We start from the raw sequence: 21,281 nt of genomic DNA on the forward strand, positions 1-21,281 counted from the left end.
CATGCGACTCGACATCGACGGGGTGACGGTCGAGGCCGCGGGCGCCCGGCTCGTCGACGACATCCGGCTCACCGCCGCGAGCGGGGCGTTCGTCGGGCTCGTCGGCCCGAACGGCAGCGGCAAGTCCACCCTCCTGCGGTGCGTCTACCGGGCGCTGCGCCCGGCCGCCGGCGCGGTGCGGCTGGACGGGGACGACGCGCACGCCATGCCGGCGCGGCACGCCGCCCGGCTGCTGGCCGCGCTGCCGCAGGAGTCGACCGCCGAGTTCGACTTCACCGTCGCCGAGGTGGTCGCCATGGGCCGGCTGCCGCACCGGGACCGGACGGCCGCCTCCGACGCGGAGATCTGCGCCCGGGCCATGAGCCGCACGGGCGTGGACCATCTCGCCGACCGGGGGTTCCTGGCCCTGTCCGGCGGCGAGAAGCAGCGCGTCCTGCTCGCCCGCGCCCTCGCCCAGCAGCCGCAGGTGCTCGTCCTCGACGAACCCACCAACCACCTGGACATCGCCCACCAGCTGGACGTGCTGTCCCTGGTCCGCGACAGCGGCGTCACCGTGCTCGCCGCCCTGCACGACCTCAACCTCGCCGCCGCGCACTGCGACGTCCTGTACGTGATCGCGGGCGGCCGGATCGTCGACTCCGGCCCGCCCCACGACGTCCTGCGCCCCGACCTGCTCGCCGAGGTGTTCGGGGTCCGCGCCCACCCCGTACGGCACCCGGAGACCGGCGCCGTCCAACTCCTGTTCGACCTGCTCCCGCCCGCCGCCTGACACCCCCGACCACTCCCTCCCCGAGGACCCTCATGCGCAAGCTGCTCGCCGCCGCCCTCTGTCTCGCCGCGACCGCCACCGGCTGCGGCGCGACCGTCGAACCGTCCGCCGACGCCGGAGCCCGGTCCGCCGGGAAGGCGGTCACCCTCACCAACTGCGGGCGCGAGATCACCTTCGACAAGGTCCCCGAGCGCGTCGTCACCAACGACGTCGGCATCACCGAGCTGATGTTCGCCCTCGGCCTGGAGGACCGCATGGCCGGGTTCGCCATGCCCGACGACAAGGGCGATCTGCGCGGGGTGCCCTGGAAGGACGGCTACGACGAGGTGAAGTGGCTGTCGAAGGACCAGCTCACCAAGGAGAACGTCCTCGACGCCAGGGCCGACCTCGTCTTCGCCGGCTGGAACTACGGCTTCCGCGAGGACGCCGGCTTCACCCCGGACGCCCTGGAGAAGCTCGGCGTCCCCTCGTACATCCTCACCGAGTCCTGCCGCAACGGGCGGACCGGGACCTCGCGCGGCATCATGCCGCCCCTCGACGCCCTCTACACCGACCTCACCAACCTCGGGAAGCTGTTCGGCGTCGAGCAGCGGGCGGCCACGCTGATCGCCGACTTCAAGCAGCAGATCGCCGGCGTGCGCGCGCAGGCTCCCGCGCACAGGCCCAAGGTCTTCCTCTACGACAGCGGCCAGGACCAGCCCTTCACCTCCGGCCGCTACGCCGCCCCCGAGCAGATCATCACCGAGGCCGGCGGCGTCAACGTCATGCACGACGTCGAGGACTCCTGGACCACCGTCGGCTGGGAGAGCGTCGTCCAGCGGAACCCGGACGCCATCGTGATCTGCGACTACGGCGACGTCAGCGCCGAGCAGAAGAAGAAGTTCCTCCTCTCCTACGCCCCGCTGCGCGACGTCTCCGCGATCAGGCACAAGCGGATCTTCGTCCTCGACTACGCCGACCTCGTCGAGAGCCCCCGCAACCCGTCGGCCGTCGCCCGCCTCGGCGCCTACCTGCGCACCGTCGCGAAGGAGGGCTAGCGCACCTCGCTGCGGCCCACCACCGTGCCCGCGCGGTCGATGCAGATGACGTCGACCGCGACGGGCGCGCCCCGCAGCACGGCCAGGGCCTCGTCGCGGGCCGTCGTCGCCACCAGGTCGCCGAGCGGCACCCCGGCTGCCTGGCAGAGCTGGAGCGTGGCGAGTCCGGTGTTGGCCCCGGCGACCGCCGCGGCGAGGGTCTCGTCGGCGCCGCCGCGGCGGGCGAGGTCGGCGAGGAAGCCCTTGTCGACCTGGGAGCGGGCGGAGTGCAGGTCGAGATGGCCGGCGGCGAGTTTGGAGAGCTTGGCGAAACCGCCGCAGATGGTCAGCCGGTCCACCGGATGGCGGCGCACGTACTTCAGGACCGCCCCCGCGAAGTCGCCCATGTCGAGCAGCGCGTCCTCCGGCAGCGCGTACTCGGCGACGACCGTCTTCTCCGACGTCGACCCCGTGCACCCGGCGAGATGTGTGCGCCCGGCCGCCCGCGCCACGTCCACGCCCCGCCGGATGGAGTCGATCCACGCCGAGCAGGAGTACGGCACGACGATCCCGGTGGTGCCGAGGATGGACAGGCCGCCGAGGATGCCGAGACGGGGGTTCCAGGTGGAGCGGGCGATCTCCTCGCCGTGGTCGACGGAGACGGTGATCTCGACGTCACCGGTGCCGCCGTGGCGGGCGGCCACCTCGGCGACGTGGTCCCGCATCATCTGGCGGGGGACCGGGTTCACGGCCGGTTCGCCGACGGGCAGGGGCAGGCCGGGACGGGTGATCGTGCCGACCCCGGGGCCCGCCCGGAAGACCACCCCCGACCCGGCGGGCAGCAGCCGTACCGTGGCCCGGACCAGCGCGCCGTGCGTGACGTCCGGGTCGTCGCCCGCGTCCTTCACGATCCCCGCCATCGCGCTGTCACCGGTCAGCTCCTCGGCCGCGAGCGCGAACGCCGGGGTCTGGCCCTTCGGCAGGGTGATCGTCACCGGGTCCGGGAACTCGCCCGTCAGCAGCGCGGTGTACGCCGCCGTCGTGGCCGCCGTCGCACAGGCACCGGTCGTCCAGCCGTGCCGCAGACCGGTGTGCTTGAGTTGGGCCGCGCGACCGCCCTTCGCCGCACCGCCGCCCCCGTCGGCACCCTGCTTCTCGTCACCGCTCATGAACGGACCCGGACTCCCATGCACGTACTGATACTCGGCGGAACCACGGAGGCCCGCCGCCTGGCCGAACTGCTGCACGCCACCCCGGGCGTCCGCCTGACCAGTTCCCTCGCCGGACGGGTCGCCAGCCCCCGGCTGCCCCCGGGCGAGGTCCGCGTCGGCGGCTTCGGCGGGGCCGAGGGGCTGGCGGCCTGGCTGTGTGAGCACGGGGTGGACGCGTTCATCGACGCCACCCATCCTTTCGCCGGGACCATGAGTTTCCACGCGGCACAGGCGGCCGCCACGACCCATGTTCCCCTGCTCGCGCTGCGCAGGCCCGGCTGGGTGCCGGGCGCGGGTGACGACTGGCACGACGTCGGCTCACTGACGGAGGCGGCGCGGCTGCTGCCGACGCTCGGGCGGCGGGTGTTCCTCACCACCGGGCGCATGGGCCTGGCCGCGTTCGCCGCCCTGGACGACCTGTGGTTCCTCGTCCGGTCCGTGGACCCGCCCGAGGCCCCGTACCCGGCCCGGACGGAGGTGCTGCTCGACCGGGGCCCCTTCACCCTCGACGGGGAGCGGGAGCTGCTGCGCCGCCACCGCGTCGACGTCGTCGTGACGAAGGACAGCGGGGGAGCGGCGACCGCGCCCAAACTGACCGCCGCGCGCGAGGCGGGGCTCCCGGTGGTCGTGGTGCGCCGGCCGCCCGTGCCCGAGGACGTACCCGTGGTGGCGGACCCGGAGGCGGCGGCCCGCTGGGTGGGCGAGCGCCTCCACGCCCGCTGACGCCCGTCCGCCGCACGCACTCCCGCCCCGCTCACGCCCGTCCGCCGCACGCCCTCGTCCCGCTCACGCCTCCGGATACCGGCGGGGCGTCCACACGATCTGCTCGCCGTCCCCGCGCCGGACCATCCGGGTCTGGGAGGAGCCGACCAGCAGGATGGTCCGCATGTCGACCTCGGCCGGGTCCAGGTCCGCCAGCCGTACGATCCGCACCCGCTCGCCGGAGCCCCCCACGTCCCGGGCGACCACGACCGGGGTGTCCGGCGCCCGGTGTTCGAGGAGCAGCTCGCGTGCCTTGCCCACCTGCCAGGTGCGGCTGTGCGAACCGGGGTTGTAGAGCGCGAGCACCAGGTCCGCCGAGGCCGCCGCGCGCAGCCGCTCGGCGATGACCTCCCACGGCTTGAGCCGGTCCGAGAGGGAGATCGTGGCGTAGTCGTGGCCGAGCGGGGCGCCCGCGCGGGCGGCGGCCGCGTTGGCGGCGGTCACCCCCGGCAGCACCCGCACCGGCACGTCCGCGTACTCCTCCTGCGAGGCGACCTCCAGCACGGCCGTCGCCATGGCGAAGACCCCCGGGTCGCCCCCGGAGACGACCGCGACCCGCCGCCCGCGCCGGGCCAGGTCGAGGGCGAACTCGGCACGCTCCGACTCGACCCGGTTGTCCGAGCCGTGCCGCACCTGACCCGCCCGGCGCGGCACCCGGTCCAGATAGGTGGTGTAGCCGACGAGGTCGTCGGCGGCGGCGAGCGCGCCCCGCGTCTCGGGCGTCAGCCACAGCGGACCGGCGGGCCCGGTCCCGACCACCACGACCTCGCCCCGCTCCCGGGCCTCGGGCCGCTCGACGTCGACCTGGCTGGGCAGCACGGCCACCGAGAAGTACGGCACCGACTCCGGGTCCACGTCCGCCAGTTCGGCGAGCCGCTCCCCGGCCATGGTGGCCCGCTCCACATAGCGGGCCTCGCCGAGCCGCCCCGAACTCTCCAGCGCGCTCCGCACCTTGGTGAAGGTGCGCCCCAGCTTCATCACCACGGCCACGTCCGTGGCGGCGAGCCGCGCGGTCAGTTCCTCCTCCGGCAAGGTGCCCGGCAGGATCGTCAGCACCTCCTCGCCCTCGGCGAGCGGAGTGCCGAGCCGGGCCGCGGCGGCCGAAACGGACGTGACACCGGGGATCACCTCGGTGTCGTAGCGGTCGACCAGCCGCTTGTGCATGTGCATGTAGGAGCCGTAGAACATCGGGTCGCCCTCCGCGAGGACCGCGACCGTACGCCCCGCGTCCAGGTGCGCGGCCAGCCGGGCCGACGCCTCCGCGTAGAACTCCTCCATCGCGCCCTTGTAGCCGCCCGGGTGGTCGGTGGTCTCCGTCGTCAACGGATATACCAGCCGCTCCTCGATGTGGTCGGCGCGCAGATGTTTCGCCGCGATCGAGCGGGCGATGGAACGGCCGTGCCGGGCGCTGTGATACGCGATCACGTCCGCCTCGGAGATCACCTCGACGGCCCGGACGGTCATCAGGGACGGGTCACCGGGGCCGAGCCCCACCCCGTACAGCTTGCCGCTCACTCTTCCTCACTCGCGATCGCGTTGAGCGCGGCGGCGGCGATGGCGCTCCCGCCGCGACGGCCGCGGACGACCAGGTGCTCCAGGCCCGACGGATGCTCCGCCAGCGCGTCCTTGGACTCGGCGGCGCCGACGAAGCCGACCGGCACACCGATGACGGCGGCGGGCCGGGGCGCGCCCTCGTCGATCATCTCCAGCAGCCGGAAGAGCGCGGTGGGCGCGTTGCCCACGGCCACCACCGAGCCCTCCAGGCGGTCCCGCCACAGCTCCAGCGCGGCGGCGCTGCGCGTGGTGCCCAGCTTCGCCGCCAGCGCGGGGACGGCCGGGTCGGAGAGCGTGCACAGCACGTCGTTGTCGGCGGGCAACCGCTTGCGGGTCACCCCGCTGGCCACCATCTTGACGTCGGTGAAGATGGGCGCCCCGGCCCGCAGGGCCTCGCGGGCGCGGGCCACCACGTCGGGGGTGTACGTCAAGTCCCGTACCAGGTCGACCATTCCGCAGGCGTGGATCATCCGGACCGCGACCTGGCTGACATCGGCGGGCAGGGCCGCGAGGTCCGCCTCCGCGCGGATGGTGGCGAAGGACTGCCGGTAGATCGCCGGGCCGTCCTTCTCGTAGTCGTAGGTGGTCACGGTGGTCTTCTCGCTGCTCTCGGTCGTCGTACGGGGGTCGTTCGTGCGGGTCGTGCGCGTGCTCGTGTGCGTGTCGTGCGTCGTGCGTGTCGTGCGGGTTCTCGGCCGTCAGGGGGTGATCTCCCCCAGGGCGTCGGCGAGTCGGGAGGCGTCCGCCATGGACGCGGTGCGGGGGCTTCGGCCGGGGGCGGTGCGGGAGAGCGCGTAGCCGCCGCCCTCCACCGCCACCACGTCGATCCGTTCGCCCCGGGGGTGGCCGCAGCGGCGCTCGCAGCCGGACCAGTACAGGGGGAGTCCCGCGCGGCCCGCCGCCTCCAGGCTGCCGGTCGCGTCCGCCCGTACGTCCGCCAGGGACTTCGCGCAGCCGGGCCGGCCGATACAGGCGCCCACGCCCAGCCAGGGGGAGGCGGGATCGGTGACGAGACCGGTCACCGCGAGCCGGGCGAGCGCGTCGGCCGTCTGCTCCTCGCCCAGACCCGGTACGGGGACGACGACCCCGCGCCAGGGCGTCAGCCGCAGCTCACGGGAGGGTGTCGTGGCCGCGAGAGCGGTCAACTCCCGCCACTGGAGGGGGGTGAGGCGACCGAGCGGGACGTGGACGCAGAGGGCGTCGCCGACGGCTCCCGGCAACGGGCCGCCGGGTCCGGAGGGTGGTCCGTCGGGTCCGGGCGTGGCCGTACCGCTCTCGTCACGGACCCGGAGCGCGGTGGCGACGCCGGCGGCCGACAGGCGGTCCCGGACCTCGCGGAGCAGCGCGTCCTGGGAAGGGAGTTCGGTCACACGCCAGACCCGCGCCCCGCTCTCCCGCGCCGCCTGAAGGAAGGTCTCGGCGGCGGTCAGCGCGGCCCGGGCCGCGTCCTCGCCGCGGACCGACAGGCTCTCGCCGGCCGTCCCCAGGCTCAGCAGCGCACCGTCGCCCCCGGCCGCCCGGACGGTCACATCGGCGTCCAGCGAGGCCACGTCGCCCCGCCCGTCGTCGAGCGCGAACAGGAACCGGCCCGACAACCGCCGCGCCGGCTCGCTCTCGCACAGCGCGGTGTCCAGGGCGGTCAGCCAGCGCCGTACGTCGCGCAGACCGCGTCCGTCGAGACCGGACAGCGGCGAGGCGACGATGTTGCGCACCCGCTCGTGCCCGGCGGACGGCAACAGGCCCGCCGCGTCCAGCGACCCGGCCAGCTCGCCCCCGCAGCCGTCGGCCAGTCCGCGCAGCTGCACATTGCCGCGGGAAGTGAGGTGAAGATCACCGTCCCCGAGCCGCCCGGCCGCCTCCGCGAGCGCCTCGGCCTGGCGGACGGTCAGCACACCGCCGGGCACCCGGACCCGGGCCAACGCCCCGTCGTCCGCCGCATGCAGCCGCAGCGTCCCCGGGCAGGCGTCGCCACGGTCCCGTGTGACCGCTGTGGCCTGGGACGATGAACGCGGGGGAGGCGTGGACATGGCGGCGAGCATACCCACCGGCACAACGGACGTATCCTCCGCCCTTTTGGGGCAGCCTTCCTTTTGAGGCGACCCTTACTATGCTGCTCGGTGGATCATCCGGTCCATCGACGCCACCACGGCGACAGGGGAGGAAGCCCGGTGTGAGTCCGGCGCGGTCCCGCCACTGTGAGCCCGTCCCAGGAGGGTCGGGCGAGTCAGGAACTCCCTTCCCCGTACCCCTCGGCCCGTCCGAGCAGGGGAGACTTCCGATTCGACACCGCCCGGGGCGCGGACCCCGAGGAAGGCCAGCAGCCGCATGCAGTCATCGTCCGGGGAGCGCTCCGCGCAGCCCCGCATCCTGCTCCTGTCGACGTCCGACACCGACCTGCTCAGCGCCCGCGCGGCCGCCGGCCCGGTCCCCTACCGCTTCGCCAACCCCTCGCGCCTCGCCCTGGACGACCTCCCGGCTCTCCTCGACGGCACCGACCTGGTCGTCGTGCGCCTCCTCGGTGGCATCCGCGCCTGGCAGGACGGCCTCGACCTCCTGCTCGCCGACGGCCGCCCGGTCGTCGTCCTCACCGGTGAACAGGCGCCCGACGCCCAGCTGATGGCCGCCTCGACCGTCCCGGTCGGCATCGCCGCCGAGGCCCACGCCTATCTCGCCCACGGCGGACCCGCCAACCTGGAGCAACTGGCCCGCTTCCTCTCCGACACCGTCCTGCTCACCGGCCACGGCTTCGACGCGCCGGCGGCCGCGCCCTCCTGGGGCCCGCTGGAGCGCACCGCCCGCGACACCGCCGACGGCCCGACCGTCGCCGTGCTCTACTACCGGGCCCACCACATGAGCGGCAACACCGCCTTCGTGGACGCGCTGTGCGAGGCGATCGAGGACACCGGGGCCCGCGCGCTCCCGCTCTACGTGGCCTCCCTGCGGGCCCCGGAGCCCGAGCTGATCGAGGAACTCCGCGCCGCTGACGCCATCGTCACCACGGTGCTCGCCGCCGGCGGCACCAAGCCCGCCGAGGCGTCGGCCGGCGGCGACGACGAGTCCTGGGACGCGGGCGCCCTGACCGGCCTCGACGTACCGATCCTCCAGGCTCTGTGCCTGACCGGTTCGCGTTCCGCCTGGGAGGAGAGCGACGAGGGGGTCTCCCCGCTCGACGCGGCCAGCCAGATCGCCGTCCCCGAGTTCGACGGCCGCCTGATCACCGTCCCGTTCTCCTTCAAGGAGATCGACGAGGACGGCCTGCCGGCCTATGTCGCCGACCCCGAGCGCGCCGCCCGCGTCGCCGGGATCGCCGTACGGCACGCGCGACTTCGGCACATCGCCAACGCCGACAAGCGCCTCGCGCTCGTCCTGTCCGCCTACCCGACCAAGCACTCCCGCATCGGCAACGCGGTCGGCCTGGACACCCCCGCCAGCGCGGTCGCCCTGCTGCGCCGCCTGCGCGAGGAGGGCTACGACTTCGGCACCGACGCCGAGGTGCCGGGCCTGGCCTCCGGCGACGGCGACGAGCTGATCCGCGCCCTCATCGAGGCGGGTGGCCACGACCAGGACTGGCTCACCGAGGAGCAGCTCGCCCGCAACCCGGTCCGGATCCCGGCCGCCGACTACCGCCGCTGGTACGCCGAACTCCCCGAGGAACTGCGCACGTCCGTCGAGGAGCACTGGGGCCCGCCGCCCGGCGAGATGTTCGTCGACCGCAGCGCCAACCCGGAGGGCGACATCGTCCTCGCGGCCCTGCGCTTCGGCAATCTGCTGATCCTCATCCAGCCGCCGCGCGGCTTCGGCGAGAACCCGATCGCGATCTACCACGACCCGGACCTGCCGCCCTCCCACCACTACCTGGCCGCCTACCGCTGGATCGCGGCCCGCGCCGACGACGGCGGCTTCGGCGCCGACGCGATGATCCACCTCGGCAAGCACGGCAACCTGGAGTGGCTGCCCGGCAAGAACGCGGGCCTGTCCGCCGCCTGCGGCCCCGACGCCGCCCTCGGCGACCTGCCCCTGATCTACCCCTTCCTGGTCAACGACCCGGGCGAGGGCACCCAGGCCAAGCGCCGCGTCCACGCCACCCTCGTCGACCACCTGGTGCCGCCGATGGCCCGCGCGGACTCCTACGGCGACATCGCGCGCCTGGAGCAGCTCCTCGACGAGTACGCCCAGATCTCCTCCATGGACCCGGCGAAGCTCCCCGCGATCCGCGCCCAGATCTGGACCCTCATCCAGGCCGCCAAGCTCGACCACGACCTCGGCCTGGACGACCGGCCGGAGGACGACGGTTTCGACGACTTCCTGCTGCACGTCGACGGCTGGCTCTGCGAGGTCAAGGACGCCCAGATCCGCGACGGGCTGCATGTCCTCGGCAACCCCCCGGCGGACGCCGACCGCGTCAACCTCGTCCTCGCCATCCTGCGCGCCCGCCAGATCTGGGGCGGCACCCAGGCCCTGCCCGGCCTGCGCGAGGCGCTCGGCCTCGACGAGTCCGCCGCCACCCGTACGACGGCCGACGAGGCGGAGGCGAAGGCGCGCGAGCTGGTCCAGCGGATGGAGGACCTCGGCTGGGACCCGGACTCCGTCCCCGACGAGCACGGCGAACAGGTCACCGCCATCCTGGAGTTCGCCGCCCGCGAGGTCGTTCCGCGTCTGAAGGCCACCACCGCCGAACTCCACCACGTCGTCCACGCCCTCAACGGCGGCTTCGTCCCGGCGGGCCCCTCCGGCTCCCCGCTGCGCGGCCTGGTCAACGTCCTGCCGACCGGCCGGAACTTCTACTCCGTCGACCCCAAGGCCGTCCCCTCCCGCCTCGCCTGGGAGACCGGCCAGGCCCTCGCCGACTCCCTGCTGGAGCGCTACCGCGCGGACAACGGCGAATGGCCCACGTCGGTGGGGCTGTCGTTGTGGGGTACGAGCGCGATGCGCACGGCCGGCGACGACGTCGCCGAGGCACTCGCCCTGCTCGGCGTCCGCCCCGTCTGGGACGACGCCTCCCGCCGCGTGACCGGTCTGGAGGCCATCCCGGCCGAGGAGTTGGGCCGTCCCCGTATCGACGTCACCCTGCGGATCTCGGGCTTCTTCCGGGACGCGTTCCCGCACACCATCGGGCTGCTCGACGACGCCGTACGGCTCGCCGCGTCGCTCGACGAGCCGGCCGAGGCCAATCACGTCCGGGCGCACGTCCAGGCGGACCTCGCCTCCCACGGCGACGAACGCCGGGCCACCACCCGGATCTTCGGCTCCCGGCCCGGCACGTACGGCGCCGGACTGCTCCAGCTCATCGACTCCCGCGACTGGCGCACCGACGCCGACCTCGCCGAGGTCTACACGGTCTGGGGCGGTTACGCCTACGGCCGGGAACTGGACGGCCGCCCGGCCCGCGAGGAGATGGAGACCGCCTACAAGCGGATCGAGGTGGCCGCGAAGAACACCGACACCCGCGAGCACGACATCGCCGACTCCGACGACTACTTCCAGTACCACGGAGGCATGGTGGCCACCGTCCGCGCGCTGCGCGGCACGGCCCCCGAGGCGTACATCGGCGACTCCACCCGGCCCGAGACGGTCCGCACCCGCACCCTCGTCGAGGAGACGTCCCGGGTGTTCCGCGCCCGCGTCGTCAACCCCAAGTGGATCGAGGCGATGCGCCGCCACGGCTACAAGGGCGCCTTCGAACTCGCCGCCACCGTCGACTACCTGTTCGGCTACGACGCCACCACCGGCGTGATCGCCGACTGGATGTACGACAAGCTCACCGAGACCTACGTCCTGGACGAGACCAACCGGGAGTTCCTCCAGCAGGCCAACCCCTGGGCCTTGCACGGCATCGCCGAGCGGCTGCTGGAGGCGGAGTCGCGCGGGATGTGGGAGAAGCCCGACCCGGCGGTGCTGGAGGGTCTGCGCCAGGTCTACCTGGAGACCGAGGGCGATCTGGAGGGCGGCGAGGACTGACGCCTGGCGTCGGCGGCCCGGACGAGGGCGTCGAAGAGGGCCTGCTGCACGGGGTCCTCTTCGGCGGTGTCCTCGGGGTGCCACTGAACGGCGGTGAACCAGCCGGGGGAGCCGGGGAGTTCCAGTCCTTCCACCGTGCCGTCGGCGGCGCGGGCGGTGACCTCCAGACCCTCGGCCGGTCGGTCCACCCGCTGGTGGTGGTAGCAGGACGCCTCCGCCTTCTGCGCTCCGGCGGCCTGTTCCAGCAGGGTGCCGCGCCGGACCGCCACCGGGTGCACGAGGTGGCGGTGCTCGTGTTCCGGGCCGCCCATGTCCTGTTCCAGGGTGCCGCCGAGGGCGACGTTGACGACCTGGAGGCCCCGGCAGACCGCCAGCAGCGGGAGGCCCGCGTGCAGGGCGGTGCGGGCGACGTCGAGGTCGAAGGCGTCCTGCACCTCGTCGACGTCGTAGACGCTGGCGTGGGTGTCCGTGGCGCCGTAGCGGTACGGGGCGAGGTCGCCGCCGCCGGGCAGCAGCACGCCGTCGAAGCGGGCGAGGCGCTCGGCCACGTCGCCGTCGGCCGCCGGGTGGATGCTCGCGGGTTCACCGCCCGCCCGCCACACGGCCTCGACCAGCGCGCGGGCGTTGACCTCGGCGGCGTACCGCAGCGCGGAGGTCGTGGCGGCGAAGCGGGCGGGTATCGCGATCAGGGGCCGGGTCACAGCTGGATCCAGGTCGTCTTCAGCTCGGTGTACTTCTCCAGGGCGTGGGCGGACTTGTCACGGCCGTTGCCCGACTGCTTCATGCCGCCGAACGGCACGGTCAGGTCGCCCTCCTCGTAGCAGTTGACCCACACCGTTCCGGCCCGCAGCGCACGCGAGACGCGGTGGGCGGTGGTCAGGTCGGAGGTCCACAGGCCGGCGGCGAGTCCGTACTCGGTGGCGTTGGCCAGCCGCACGGCCTCGTCGACGTCGTCGAAGGCGAGCACGGACAGGACCGGGCCGAAGATCTCCTCGCGGGCCAGCCGCATACCGGGGTCCACCCGGTCGAAGACGGTGGGCTCCAGATAGCTGCCGCCGGTTTCGGCGCGGGTCCGGGAGCCGCCCGCGCGCAGGCGGGCACCCTCGGTCAGGCCGGTGGCGACATGGTCCCGCACGCGCTCCAGGTGGTCCTCGCCGACCAGGGCGCCCATCTCGGTGTCCGGGTCGAGCGGGTCGCCGACGCGCAGTTCCCGGGCGCGGGCCACGATCGCCTCGGTGACGCGTTCGGCGACGGAGGAGTGCACCAGGAGCCGGGAGGGCGCGGTGCACATCTCGCCCTGGTTGAAGAAGATGCCCCAGGCCGCCGTGGCGGCGGCCTTCTCCAGGTCGGGGGCGTCGGGAAGGATGATGTTCGGCGACTTGCCGCCCAGCTCCAGCCAGACGCGCTTGAGGTTGGAGTCGGCGGCGTGGCGCAGGAAGTGCCGCCCGACCGCCGTGGACCCGGTGAACGCCAGGACGTCCACGCCCGGGTGGAGCCCGAGGGCGCGTCCGGCAGTCGGTCCGTCCCCGGTGACGACGTTGAGGACGCCCGGCGGCAGTCCCGCCTCGGTGGCGATCCGGCCGAGCAGCAGGGCGGACAGCGGGGAGTTCTCCGACGGCTTCAGGACGACCGTGCAGCCGGCCGCCAGCGCCGGGGCGACCTTCCAGCTCGCCAGCGTGAGGGGGAAGTTCCACGGCACCACCGCGCCCACGACACCGGAGGGTTCCCGGGTGACCAGGGCCAGGGCGTCGGGCGCGGTGTGGGGCGACTCGTCGGTGAGTTTGTCGGCCAGCTGCCCGTACCAGCGGAAGGTGGTGATCGCCGCCCGCAGTTCGATGTCGTGCGCCTCCGTGTACGGCTTGCCCATCTCCAGGGTGATGGTCAGGGCGAGCTTCTCCCGCTGTTCCTCGAGGAGTTCGGCGATGCGCAGGAGCGTCCGGCCGCGGTCGGCGGGGGCCAGCCGGGGCCAGGGGCCGGTGTCGAAGGCGCGGCGGGCGGCGGCCACGGCCAGGTCGACCTCGGCGCTCCCGGCGTCGGCGACCTCGACGAGGGTCCGCCCGTCGCGGGGCGACACGACGGCGAAGGAGGCGCCCCCGCCCGGCTCGTCCTGTCCGTCGATGTGGTGCCGGTCGGGCAGCTCCAGTTCCTCGGCGCGACGGAGCAGGGCGTCGTGGGCGGGGGCGGGCATCGGCTCTCCTCTTCTTGTCCTGGCGGGGGCGGGTGTGAGGGCGGGTGCGGGCGCGTCGGGGGCGGCGGTCAGTCCGTGGCGGCCCGGGCGCCCCGGGTCAGCCGCGCCACGACGAGCCCGAGGACCAGCACCGCGGGAACGGTCAGTTGCAGCCACACGGCGGTGGTCCGGTCGCCGCCGATGAGCGTGGTGAAGTTCTCGATGATCAGCCAGATCGCCCAGGCGATGCCGAGGGCGCCGAGGACCGGCGCGATCAGGGTGTTCCAGGGCCGGGTGTCGGCGCGGGAGCGGCGGAAGAAGACGACCACGGAGATCGAGGTCAGGAAGTACAGCAGCATCATCGCCAGGACGGCCACCCCGCTGAACCAGGAGAACAGCGTGAGCACGGGGTCCTTGCCCAGCAGCGCGAACGGCACGACCAGGGCCGCCGCGATCACGGTCTGGACGAGGCCTGCCGCCCAGGGGGAGTGGCGCCCGTTCAGCGTGGTCAGTCCGCGCGGCAGCAGGCCCTCGCGGCCCAGGGAGAACAGATAGCGGTTGGCGGAGTTGTGGAACGCCAGGATGCCGGCGAACAGCGAGGTGGCCAGCAGGACGGGCAGGACGTCGCCGGTCCAGGCGCCGAACTCGGCGGCGATCGGCGCGAAGACCCAGCCCGCGGCGTCGCCGCCCTCCAACGCCTTGCCCGCCTCGGCCGCGGCCCCGGAGGCGCCGTGCGCGGAGACCAGCATCCACGAGGTGAAGGCGAAGAAGCCGGTGACGACCGCGACCGACAGATAGGTGGCGCGCGGGACCGTCTTCCTCGGCTCCTTGGCCTCCTCGCCGTAGATGGCGGTCGCCTCGAAGCCGAACATCGACGCCACGGCGAACATCAGCGCCACGCCGGGGGCACCCTGGAGCGCCGCGTCCGGCGAGAAGCTGTCGGCGAAACCGAGCCCCTCGGGGCCGCCGCCCTTGACGAGGGTGACGACGGCGAAGGCGATCAGGATGCTGAACTCCGCCAGCACGAACACGGCCAGGACCTTGGCGCCCATCTCGATCCCGGCGGCGCCGAGGACCTGGACCACCACCATCGTGACCAGCGCCCAGACCCACCAGGCGATCCGCGCGTCGGCGTAGTGCTCGACGAGGCCGCTCACGGTGGCGCCGTACAGGCCGTACATCGCGGCCTGGATGGCGCAGTAGGCGAAGAGCGCGACGCCGGCGCTGCCGGAGCCGGCCGAGCGGCCCAGTCCCTTGCCGATGTACGTGTAGAAGGCGCCGGCGTCCACGACGTGGCGGCCCATGGTGACGAAGCCGATGGAGAACAGCAGGATCACGACGCCGGCCGCGATGTACGCGGCGGGGACCCCGGCCCCGTTGCCGATGACGACGGCGATGGGGACGGCTCCGGCGATGCCGGTCAGGGGGGCCTGGGCGGAGAGGACGAAGAAGAGGATGCCCAGGACGCCGAGGGAATCGGGCTTGAGCCTGCCTGCGGTGGATGGTTCGTGCGAGCTGTGCGGGGCGACCGCCGTCTGACTGTCCACTCGGATCACCTGTCGGGGACGGGGAGGGATGAGGGAGGTTGCGTGTCGGGTTTCGTTTAGACCCAAACGAGTTGCCTCATCGTGGGCCCGAACTATCCGTTTGGCAAGGGGTCGGCTGAAGATTTTCGGCAGGTGTGACAGGGGTGCGGCAGAACGCCGAAAGGCCCCGGACGACGGACGCCCGGGGCCGTGAACGCCGAGGTCAGAGGCTAGGCACGTCCGTCGCGCTCGCTGTCGTCGCTGTCGTCGCCGTCGGCGTGGAGCAGGCGCAGGAGGGTGCGCAGCTCCTCCACGGCCCGTTCCGTGACCTCCGGCTCGTTGAAGACGAGCTGGTGCAGGACGAGACCGTCGAGCGCGGCGAAGACCAGCCGGGTCAGCGCCTTGTCCGCGCCGGCCCGCAGCATCCGGCCCAGCTCGCGCTGGGCGGCGTCGAAGTACTGGTCGTACAGCTCGCGGATCTGCGGCAGCAGCTCCGGCCGGCGGCGGGACTCCAGCAGCAGTTCGTACTGGAACGCCTGGGTGTCCGGATCGGCCGTGACCATCTCCGACAGCCCGGTGGAGAAGTCCGCGACCCTGCCGGTGCCCGGTTCGAGGGAACTGGTGTCCAGGGAGGTGCGGATGGTGTGGGCGAGGGCCTCCTCGATCAGGGCGTCACGCGAACCGAAGTGATGCACGACGAGCCCGTGGGTGACCCCCGCCTCCTCCGCGACCGCCCGGTAGGTGAGCCGGCGCAGCCCGCCCCGGGCCACCACGCGCACGGCGGCGTTGAGCAGGGCCTCGCGCCCCTCGCCGTAGTGGAGGCGCTTGCGTGGCCGTCGGCTCTTCGGGACGTCGGCGGAGTCGGTCATGCGCGTGACCCTACCCGGCCGCCACCTGCGTCTCCCCGCCGCGGGACGTCACATCCCGGCCCGCCGGACCCCCGACGCGGCGTCACCGCCGGGGCGGCCGGACGCCACGGAACTCCCAGTCGCCGCCGAGCGCCGTCGACAGGACCTCCTCGGACTCGGTGGGCTGCGCGCCGACGTCCGTGCGTACGGCGGTGGGGCCGGTCACGATGTGGTTGGTGAGCCTGCCGAGACCCTCCACCTCCACCTCGACGACGTCACCGGGCTGTACGGGGCGGGAGTTCGCGGGCGTGCCGGAGAGCAGCACGTCCCCCGGGTACAGCGTGATGGTGCGGGCGATGTCGGCGACGAGGTAGTGCATGTCCCACTTCATCTCGTCCGTCGAACCGTCCTGGACGACCTCGCCGTTGACGTACGTCCGCAGCCGCTTGCCGTGGAAGTCCCAGTCGGTGACCAGGCCCGGGCCGAGCGGGCAGAGGGTGTCGGACCCCTTCACCCGCAGCATCGAACCGGCGTCGGTGTCGCGGAAGTCGTGCAGGCCGTAGTCGTTGGCGATCGTGTAGCCGGCGATGTACGCGCCCGCCTCGGCCGGGGAGATGTTCCTGGCCGTCCTGCCGATGACGATGGCGACCTCGCCCTCGTAGTTGAGCCACTTGCAGCCCTCGGGGCGGACGATGGCGCCCTTGTGGGAATTGAGCGACGAGGTCGGCTTGTGGAAGTACGTGGGCGCGTCGGGGAGTTCGATCCGGAACTCGTCGACCCGGCTGCGGTGGTTGAGGTGGACGGCGACGACCTTCGACGGCACGACCGGCGGCAGGTGGTGCGCCTCCTCGGTCTTGACGCGACGGCCGTCGCCGGCGACGAGTTCGTCCCCGTCGACGGTGACCTGGACGGTGGCGCCGTCGAGGAGGATGCGGCGGTACTCAGGCATGGGTGGGCTCCGTCGTGGTCGTAGGGGTGCTGCCGGTCCAGCCGCCCGCGGGGCGGTCGAACCAGAGGTGGACCTGACCCGTGCCGACGGAGTTCTCGTACTCCCCGTACTGCCGGGCCCTGGCGGCACAGGCCCGCTCGCCCAGCGCGCCCGCCATCATCAGGTAGTGGAAGAACTTGGCCTCGGGCTTGACCTTCCAGAACTCGTCCATGGTGTCGAGGACCTTGTCGTGCCGGCCCTCCTTGAACCAGGCGATCCGCTCCTCGTCGGCCTCGCGGGCCTCCGCGGTGAAGATGTGGACCGGATCGCTGGCCTCGTGGTCGCGCAGTTCGCGCAGCGGCCAGAAGGTGTGCGACAGCGCGCCCGAGGCGATGACCAGCACCCGTCGCCCGGGGGTGGCGGCGATCCCGTCGGCGAGCGCCCGCCCGAGCCGCAGATGGTCCTCCATGTCCCCGGTCTGACAGACCCCGATGGTCACCCACCGCTTGTCGGGCAGCCCCTCACCGAGGAACTTCCAGAGGTTGATCGTGGCGTAGTAGATCGGCAGGTACTCGTCCTCGATCGCGGTGATCCAGGTGCCGTGCTTTTCCGCGAACTTCTCGATGTTGAGGGCGAGTTCGGGGTCGCCGGGAAAGTCGTAGGGCATCCGGCACATCCCGCGCGGCAGCTCCTCGGAGGTGAAGAGGCCGGCGCGGCGCGCCTGTGCGGCGACGACGAACTCGACGGTGGTCGCCCAGTGCGAGTCGAGGACGACGACGGTGTCGTAGTCGTCACGGTCGAAGACGTCCCGGCGCAGCTCCCGTAGACCGGTGACGAGGGTGATCTCCTTGCCCTCGTTGAGCTCCAGCCGGTCGGCCTCCGGCAGGACGATGGTGGGGACGTGGGCGAGGAGTCCCGCCCCGACGATCTCACCCATGGCTGTTCCATCCGTTCGGTGCGGTCACGGTGTTCTTCACGTCGCAGTAGAAGTCGAAGCTCCAGGTGCCGCCCTCCCGGCCGACCCCGGACTGACGGGAGCCGCCGAAGGGCGCCCGGAGATCGCGTACGAAGAAGCAGTTCACCCACACCGTTCCCGCGACCAGCCGCTCGGTGACCCGTGCGGCACGCTCCCGGTCGCCGGTGGCGAGGGTGGCGGCCAGCCCGAAACGGGTGTCGTTGGCGAGCCGGACGGCCTCGTCCTCGTCGGTGAAGGTCTGCAGGGTCAGCACCGGCCCGAAGACCTCCTCCTGCACGATCTCCGAGTCCTGCGCGACGTCGGTGAGCAGGGTGGGCGCGTAGTACTGCCCGTCCGCGCGGTGCCCGCCGATCACCACCCGGGCCCCGGCCGCCACCGCCCGCCGCACGAACCCGTCGATCTTCTCCAGCTGGCGGGGATGGACGGTGGGCCCGATGTCGGTGGCCTCGTCCCGGGGATCACCCTGGCGCAGGGCGCCGGCCTTCTCCGTGAACCGCCTGGTGAACTCCTCGGCGACCGACTCCTCGACCAGGAACCGGGTCGCGGCCAGGCACACCTGCCCGGCGTTGTCGTACTGCTCCACCGCGAGATCCACCGCCAGGTCCAGATCGGCGTCCGCGAAGACCAACAGCGGTGACTTGCCGCCCAGTTCGAGGCTGAGGGGGGTGAGGTTCGGTGCCGCCGACGCGGCGATCCGCCGGGCCGTCGGCACCGAACCGGTGAAGCTGATCCGCCGGACGTCCGGGTGCGAGGTGAGCGCGTCGCCGATCTCCGAGCCGTACCCCTGGACGACGTTGAGCACCCCGGCGGGCAGCCCCGCCTCGGCGGCGATGTCCGCCAGCAGCGACGCGGTGAGCGGGGTCCACTCGGCGGGTTTGAGGATCACGGTGTTCCCGGCGGCGAGCGCCGGGGCGACCTTCCAGGTGGCCAGCATCAGCGGCGCGTTCCACGGGGTGATCAGCACGCACGGGCCGGCCGGGTCCCAGCTCACCTGGTTGGTGTGCCCGCGCGTCTCGAAGTCGTCGTGCTCCAGCGTCAGCAGCCAGTCGGCGAAGAACCGGAAGTTGTGCGCCACGCGCGGCATGACACCCCGCCGGTGGGACCGCAGCAACGCCCCGTTGTCGTTCGTCTCGACGATCGCCAGCTCTTCGAGCCGCTTCTCGACCCCGTCGGCGACGGCGTGCAGGATCCGGGCGCGTTCGGCGCGGGAGGTGGCGGCCCAGCCGGGGAAGGCGTCCCGAGCGGCGGCGACGGCGGCCTCGACCTCGGCGGGCCCACCCCGCGCGATCTCGCCGAGGACACTCCCGTCGATGGGGGAGACATCGGTGAACGTCCCGGCGGAGCCGACCCGCCGCCCACCGATCCAGTGCCGGGTGTCGACGGAGACTCCGGCGACGGTGATTTTGTCAGACATGAGAGGGGATTCCTTTTCAGCGAAGGGGCAGACCAGCCGACCCAGCGGCGCGGGGAACTGCGCGACCAGCCACAGACGACCCGCAGCCGCCCACGAACCTCACCCGGCAGCCGCTTCCGACGTCCCGGACTCCAACAACCGCCCGCCGTCCCAGACGACCCCCACCTGCCGGTAGTACGCGGCGATCGGCTCCTCGACGGACAACCGAGCCAGCTCCTCCGTCGGCGCCTCGAACAACTCCAACTCGGCGTCCCCCACCCACGCCTGACCCGCCTCGAAGGACGCCGCCCCGGTCTCGATCAACTCGTCCAGCGCCAACCCCTTCCCGGTCTCGATCGACGGCAGCCACCGATGGTGCGCCATCGGATGCGCGTTCACGAACCCGTTGGTCTCCGCGGGCTCCCGCAGCGTCACCACCGCCTGGGCCAGCCTCCGGTCGGCCGCGGCCAGGGTCGCCCCGAACCGCGCCCCGGCCGAGATCCGCGGAGCGGGCCCGTACGGATGAGGCCGTGTCTGGTGGATGGATCCGAGCTTCTTCGGATACCCCTGATGCAGTCCGCGGGCGATCGCGAAGTCCTTGTCGACCCAGATGTGGACGCACCGCGAGTACGTCCGCCCCTTGTACCGGCAGCGGACGACCGCGAAGGCCTCCTTGTACTGGGAGAGGACGGGGTCGAGCAGCTCCGCCCCCGACGCCGAGCAGGACTGCCAGTCGGCCCAGATCAGCGCGACCGCGCCGGGGTCCTGGTCGGCCAACTCCAGTGGTTCCGGCAGCAGTTCACGCACCCGCGCCGGATCCGTGCGGTACTCGATCGTGAGCAGGTCGCCCGAGTAGTGCCACGGCGGCGACGGGATCAGCGACGAGGCTCCGCTCGCCGTCTTGGGGTGGAAGTATCCACGGACACTGGTCATGGTCAGGGGTCCTTACGCGGTGAGGGCGGGCTGCTCGAGCAGTGCGGCGCGGTGGCGGGCGGCGGCGGACACGGTCGCGGGCCCGCCGAGCGCGACGACCCCGACCAGTCGGCCGCCGTGGTGGTAGCCGGCCAGGACGTCGCCGTCGGGGTCGCCGTCCAGGACCCGTACGTCGTCCCTGCCGAGCACGGGCGCGCCGAAGGACTGCAACCGGAAGTCGTGCTGGTCGCTCCAGAAGGTGGGCAGCGGCGCGAAGGGCGCCGGCTCGGCGCCGGTGAGGACCTTCGCCGCGTGCCTGGCCGTGTCGGTGGGGATGGACCAGTGCTCGACCCGGCGGGGCACACCGTCGTAGCGGGCGTTGGGGAAGCGGGCGACATCGCCGACGGCGACCACGTCCGCGTGGCCGCCGACCCGTAGGTGCTCGTCGGTCAGCACCCCGTCGGTCAGGTCGAGGCCGTTGCCCTCCAGCCACTCCACGTTGGCGAGCGAGCCCACGGACTCCACGACCACGTCGGCGGCCAGGACGGTCCCGTCGGCGAGCACCACGCCCGTGACCCGGTCCTCGCCCTCGAACCCGGCGACGCCCGTGCCGAGCGCGAACCGCACCCCGCGCTCCCGGTGCCGTCGCAGCAGCGCACGCCCGAGCAGCTCGCCGAGCGGGCCGACCATGGGCAGCGGCAGCGGATCGACGACCGTCACCTCGGCGACGCCGAGGGCCACGGCGGTGGCGGCCACCTCGCAGCCGATGAACCCGGCCCCGACCACGACCACCCGGGCGCCCGGCCGGATCAGCTCCGCCCGCAGGCCCCGCGCGTCGGCGAGGGTGCGGACGGTGTGCCGGCCGGCGAGCGGGCCGGGGCAGGACAGCCGGCGGGGCCGCATACCGGTGGCGACGACCAGAGCGTCGTACGACAGCCGCGACCCGTCGTCGAGGACGACGGCCCGCTCGGCGAGGCGGGCGGCGACGACCCTGGCGCCGAGCCGCCACTCCACGTCGGCCACGCTCGCGCGGGGCCGGAAGGCCAGCGACTCGAAGGACGCCTTCCCGGCCAGCACCTCCTTGGAGAGCGGGGGCCGGTTGTAGGGCATGTGCGGTTCCTCGCCGACCAGGGTGATCGCCCCGGTCCAGCCCGCCGCGCGCAGCTGTTCGGCGGCGCGCAGACCGGCCATGGAGGCGCCGGCGACGACCGCCCGGCCCGGCCCCTTCGCCCGGCCCGCCTCGGTACCCGTTGCCGCCATG

The 21,281-nt window shown here is 73.2% G+C and carries 17 protein-coding genes and 1 riboswitch; of the genes, 4 read left to right on the forward strand and 13 right to left on the reverse strand.

What is annotated here, in order from left to right; translation table 11 throughout:
• The first annotated feature begins 1 nt into the window (after position 1).
• A complete protein-coding gene (locus ACZ52C_RS25950) occupies positions 2-769 on the forward strand; it encodes an ABC transporter ATP-binding protein (protein ID WP_469077002.1) in 768 nt (255 codons plus the stop codon).
• A 32-nt stretch (positions 770-801) separates the two neighbouring features.
• Positions 802-1,806: an ABC transporter substrate-binding protein gene (locus ACZ52C_RS25955; RefSeq protein WP_469077003.1), complete on the forward strand. Its 1,005-nt coding sequence runs from the start codon at positions 802-804 to the stop codon at positions 1,804-1,806.
• On the opposite strand, the gene ACZ52C_RS25960 is transcribed toward ACZ52C_RS25955, so the two are convergent.
• Positions 1,803-2,954: a cobalt-precorrin-5B (C(1))-methyltransferase gene (locus ACZ52C_RS25960; RefSeq protein WP_469077004.1), complete on the reverse strand. Its 1,152-nt coding sequence runs from the start codon at positions 2,952-2,954 to the stop codon at positions 1,803-1,805. The two genes, ACZ52C_RS25955 and ACZ52C_RS25960, sit on opposite strands and share 4 nt — an antisense overlap.
• Before the next feature lie 18 nt (positions 2,955-2,972).
• On the opposite strand from ACZ52C_RS25960, the gene ACZ52C_RS25965 reads away from it, so the two are divergent.
• Entirely contained in the window at positions 2,973-3,719 is a 747-nt protein-coding gene (locus tag ACZ52C_RS25965) for a cobalt-precorrin-6A reductase (protein WP_469077005.1), read from the forward strand.
• A gap of 63 nt (positions 3,720-3,782) precedes the next feature.
• Here the strand turns inward: ACZ52C_RS25965 and ACZ52C_RS25970 are convergent, their stop codons facing one another.
• The 3 genes from ACZ52C_RS25970 to cobG form a co-directional block, all read right to left on the reverse strand.
• Positions 3,783-5,273 carry a precorrin-2 C(20)-methyltransferase gene (locus ACZ52C_RS25970; protein WP_469077006.1) on the reverse strand — a complete coding sequence of 497 codons (1,491 nt, stop codon included), beginning with the start codon at positions 5,271-5,273 and terminating at the stop codon, positions 3,783-3,785.
• Positions 5,270-5,902, reverse strand: coding sequence for a precorrin-8X methylmutase (locus ACZ52C_RS25975; protein WP_239760679.1), 633 nt, complete (start codon positions 5,900-5,902; stop codon positions 5,270-5,272). The genes ACZ52C_RS25970 and ACZ52C_RS25975 overlap by 4 nt, the downstream gene beginning before the upstream one ends.
• Before the next feature lie 108 nt (positions 5,903-6,010).
• Positions 6,011-7,351: a precorrin-3B synthase gene (cobG, locus tag ACZ52C_RS25980; protein WP_469077164.1), complete on the reverse strand. Its 1,341-nt coding sequence runs from the start codon at positions 7,349-7,351 to the stop codon at positions 6,011-6,013.
• Between the two features lie 80 nt (positions 7,352-7,431).
• A riboswitch (cobalamin riboswitch) is annotated at positions 7,432-7,562 on the forward strand.
• Positions 7,563-7,637: 75 nt separating this feature from the next.
• Here cobG and cobN point away from each other — a divergent pair.
• Positions 7,638-11,270: a cobaltochelatase subunit CobN gene (cobN, locus tag ACZ52C_RS25985; RefSeq protein ID WP_469077007.1), complete on the forward strand. Its 3,633-nt coding sequence runs from the start codon at positions 7,638-7,640 to the stop codon at positions 11,268-11,270.
• Here cobN and ACZ52C_RS25990 read toward each other — a convergent pair.
• From ACZ52C_RS25990 to ACZ52C_RS26030, 9 genes are all read right to left on the reverse strand, one after another.
• Positions 11,228-11,971, reverse strand: a complete 744-nt coding sequence (locus ACZ52C_RS25990) for a gamma-glutamyl-gamma-aminobutyrate hydrolase family protein (protein WP_469077008.1) — start codon at positions 11,969-11,971, stop codon at positions 11,228-11,230. The two genes, cobN and ACZ52C_RS25990, sit on opposite strands and share 43 nt — an antisense overlap.
• Positions 11,968-13,458, reverse strand: a complete 1,491-nt coding sequence (locus ACZ52C_RS25995) for an aldehyde dehydrogenase (protein ID WP_469077009.1) — start codon at positions 13,456-13,458, stop codon at positions 11,968-11,970. Before ACZ52C_RS25995 ends, ACZ52C_RS25990 begins: the two co-directional genes overlap by 4 nt.
• Before the next feature lie 68 nt (positions 13,459-13,526).
• Positions 13,527-14,984 carry an APC family permease gene (locus ACZ52C_RS26000; RefSeq protein ID WP_469077010.1) on the reverse strand — a complete coding sequence of 486 codons (1,458 nt, stop codon included), beginning with the start codon at positions 14,982-14,984 and terminating at the stop codon, positions 13,527-13,529.
• A gap of 209 nt (positions 14,985-15,193) precedes the next feature.
• Positions 15,194-15,832: a TetR/AcrR family transcriptional regulator gene (locus tag ACZ52C_RS26005; protein ID WP_469077011.1), complete on the reverse strand. Its 639-nt coding sequence runs from the start codon at positions 15,830-15,832 to the stop codon at positions 15,194-15,196.
• 82 nt (positions 15,833-15,914) lie between these two features.
• The gene (locus ACZ52C_RS26010) at positions 15,915-16,760 is read right to left on the reverse strand and encodes a fumarylacetoacetate hydrolase family protein (RefSeq protein ID WP_469077012.1); all 846 of its coding nucleotides are present in this window, start codon (positions 16,758-16,760) and stop codon (positions 15,915-15,917) included.
• The gene (locus tag ACZ52C_RS26015; protein WP_469077013.1) at positions 16,753-17,676 is read right to left on the reverse strand and encodes a 3,4-dihydroxyphenylacetate 2,3-dioxygenase; all 924 of its coding nucleotides are present in this window, start codon (positions 17,674-17,676) and stop codon (positions 16,753-16,755) included. Before ACZ52C_RS26015 ends, ACZ52C_RS26010 begins: the two co-directional genes overlap by 8 nt.
• A complete protein-coding gene (locus ACZ52C_RS26020) occupies positions 17,669-19,129 on the reverse strand; it encodes an aldehyde dehydrogenase (protein WP_469077014.1) in 1,461 nt (486 codons plus the stop codon). The genes ACZ52C_RS26015 and ACZ52C_RS26020 overlap by 8 nt, the downstream gene beginning before the upstream one ends.
• A 99-nt stretch (positions 19,130-19,228) precedes the next feature.
• A complete protein-coding gene (locus ACZ52C_RS26025) occupies positions 19,229-20,041 on the reverse strand; it encodes an acetoacetate decarboxylase family protein (RefSeq protein WP_469077015.1) in 813 nt (270 codons plus the stop codon).
• 12 nt (positions 20,042-20,053) lie between these two features.
• The gene (locus ACZ52C_RS26030; RefSeq protein WP_469077016.1) at positions 20,054-21,280 is read right to left on the reverse strand and encodes an NAD(P)/FAD-dependent oxidoreductase; all 1,227 of its coding nucleotides are present in this window, start codon (positions 21,278-21,280) and stop codon (positions 20,054-20,056) included.
• Position 21,281: the final 1 nt, after the last annotated feature.

This window comes from Streptomyces sp. NPDC034049 (genome assembly GCF_055575575.1).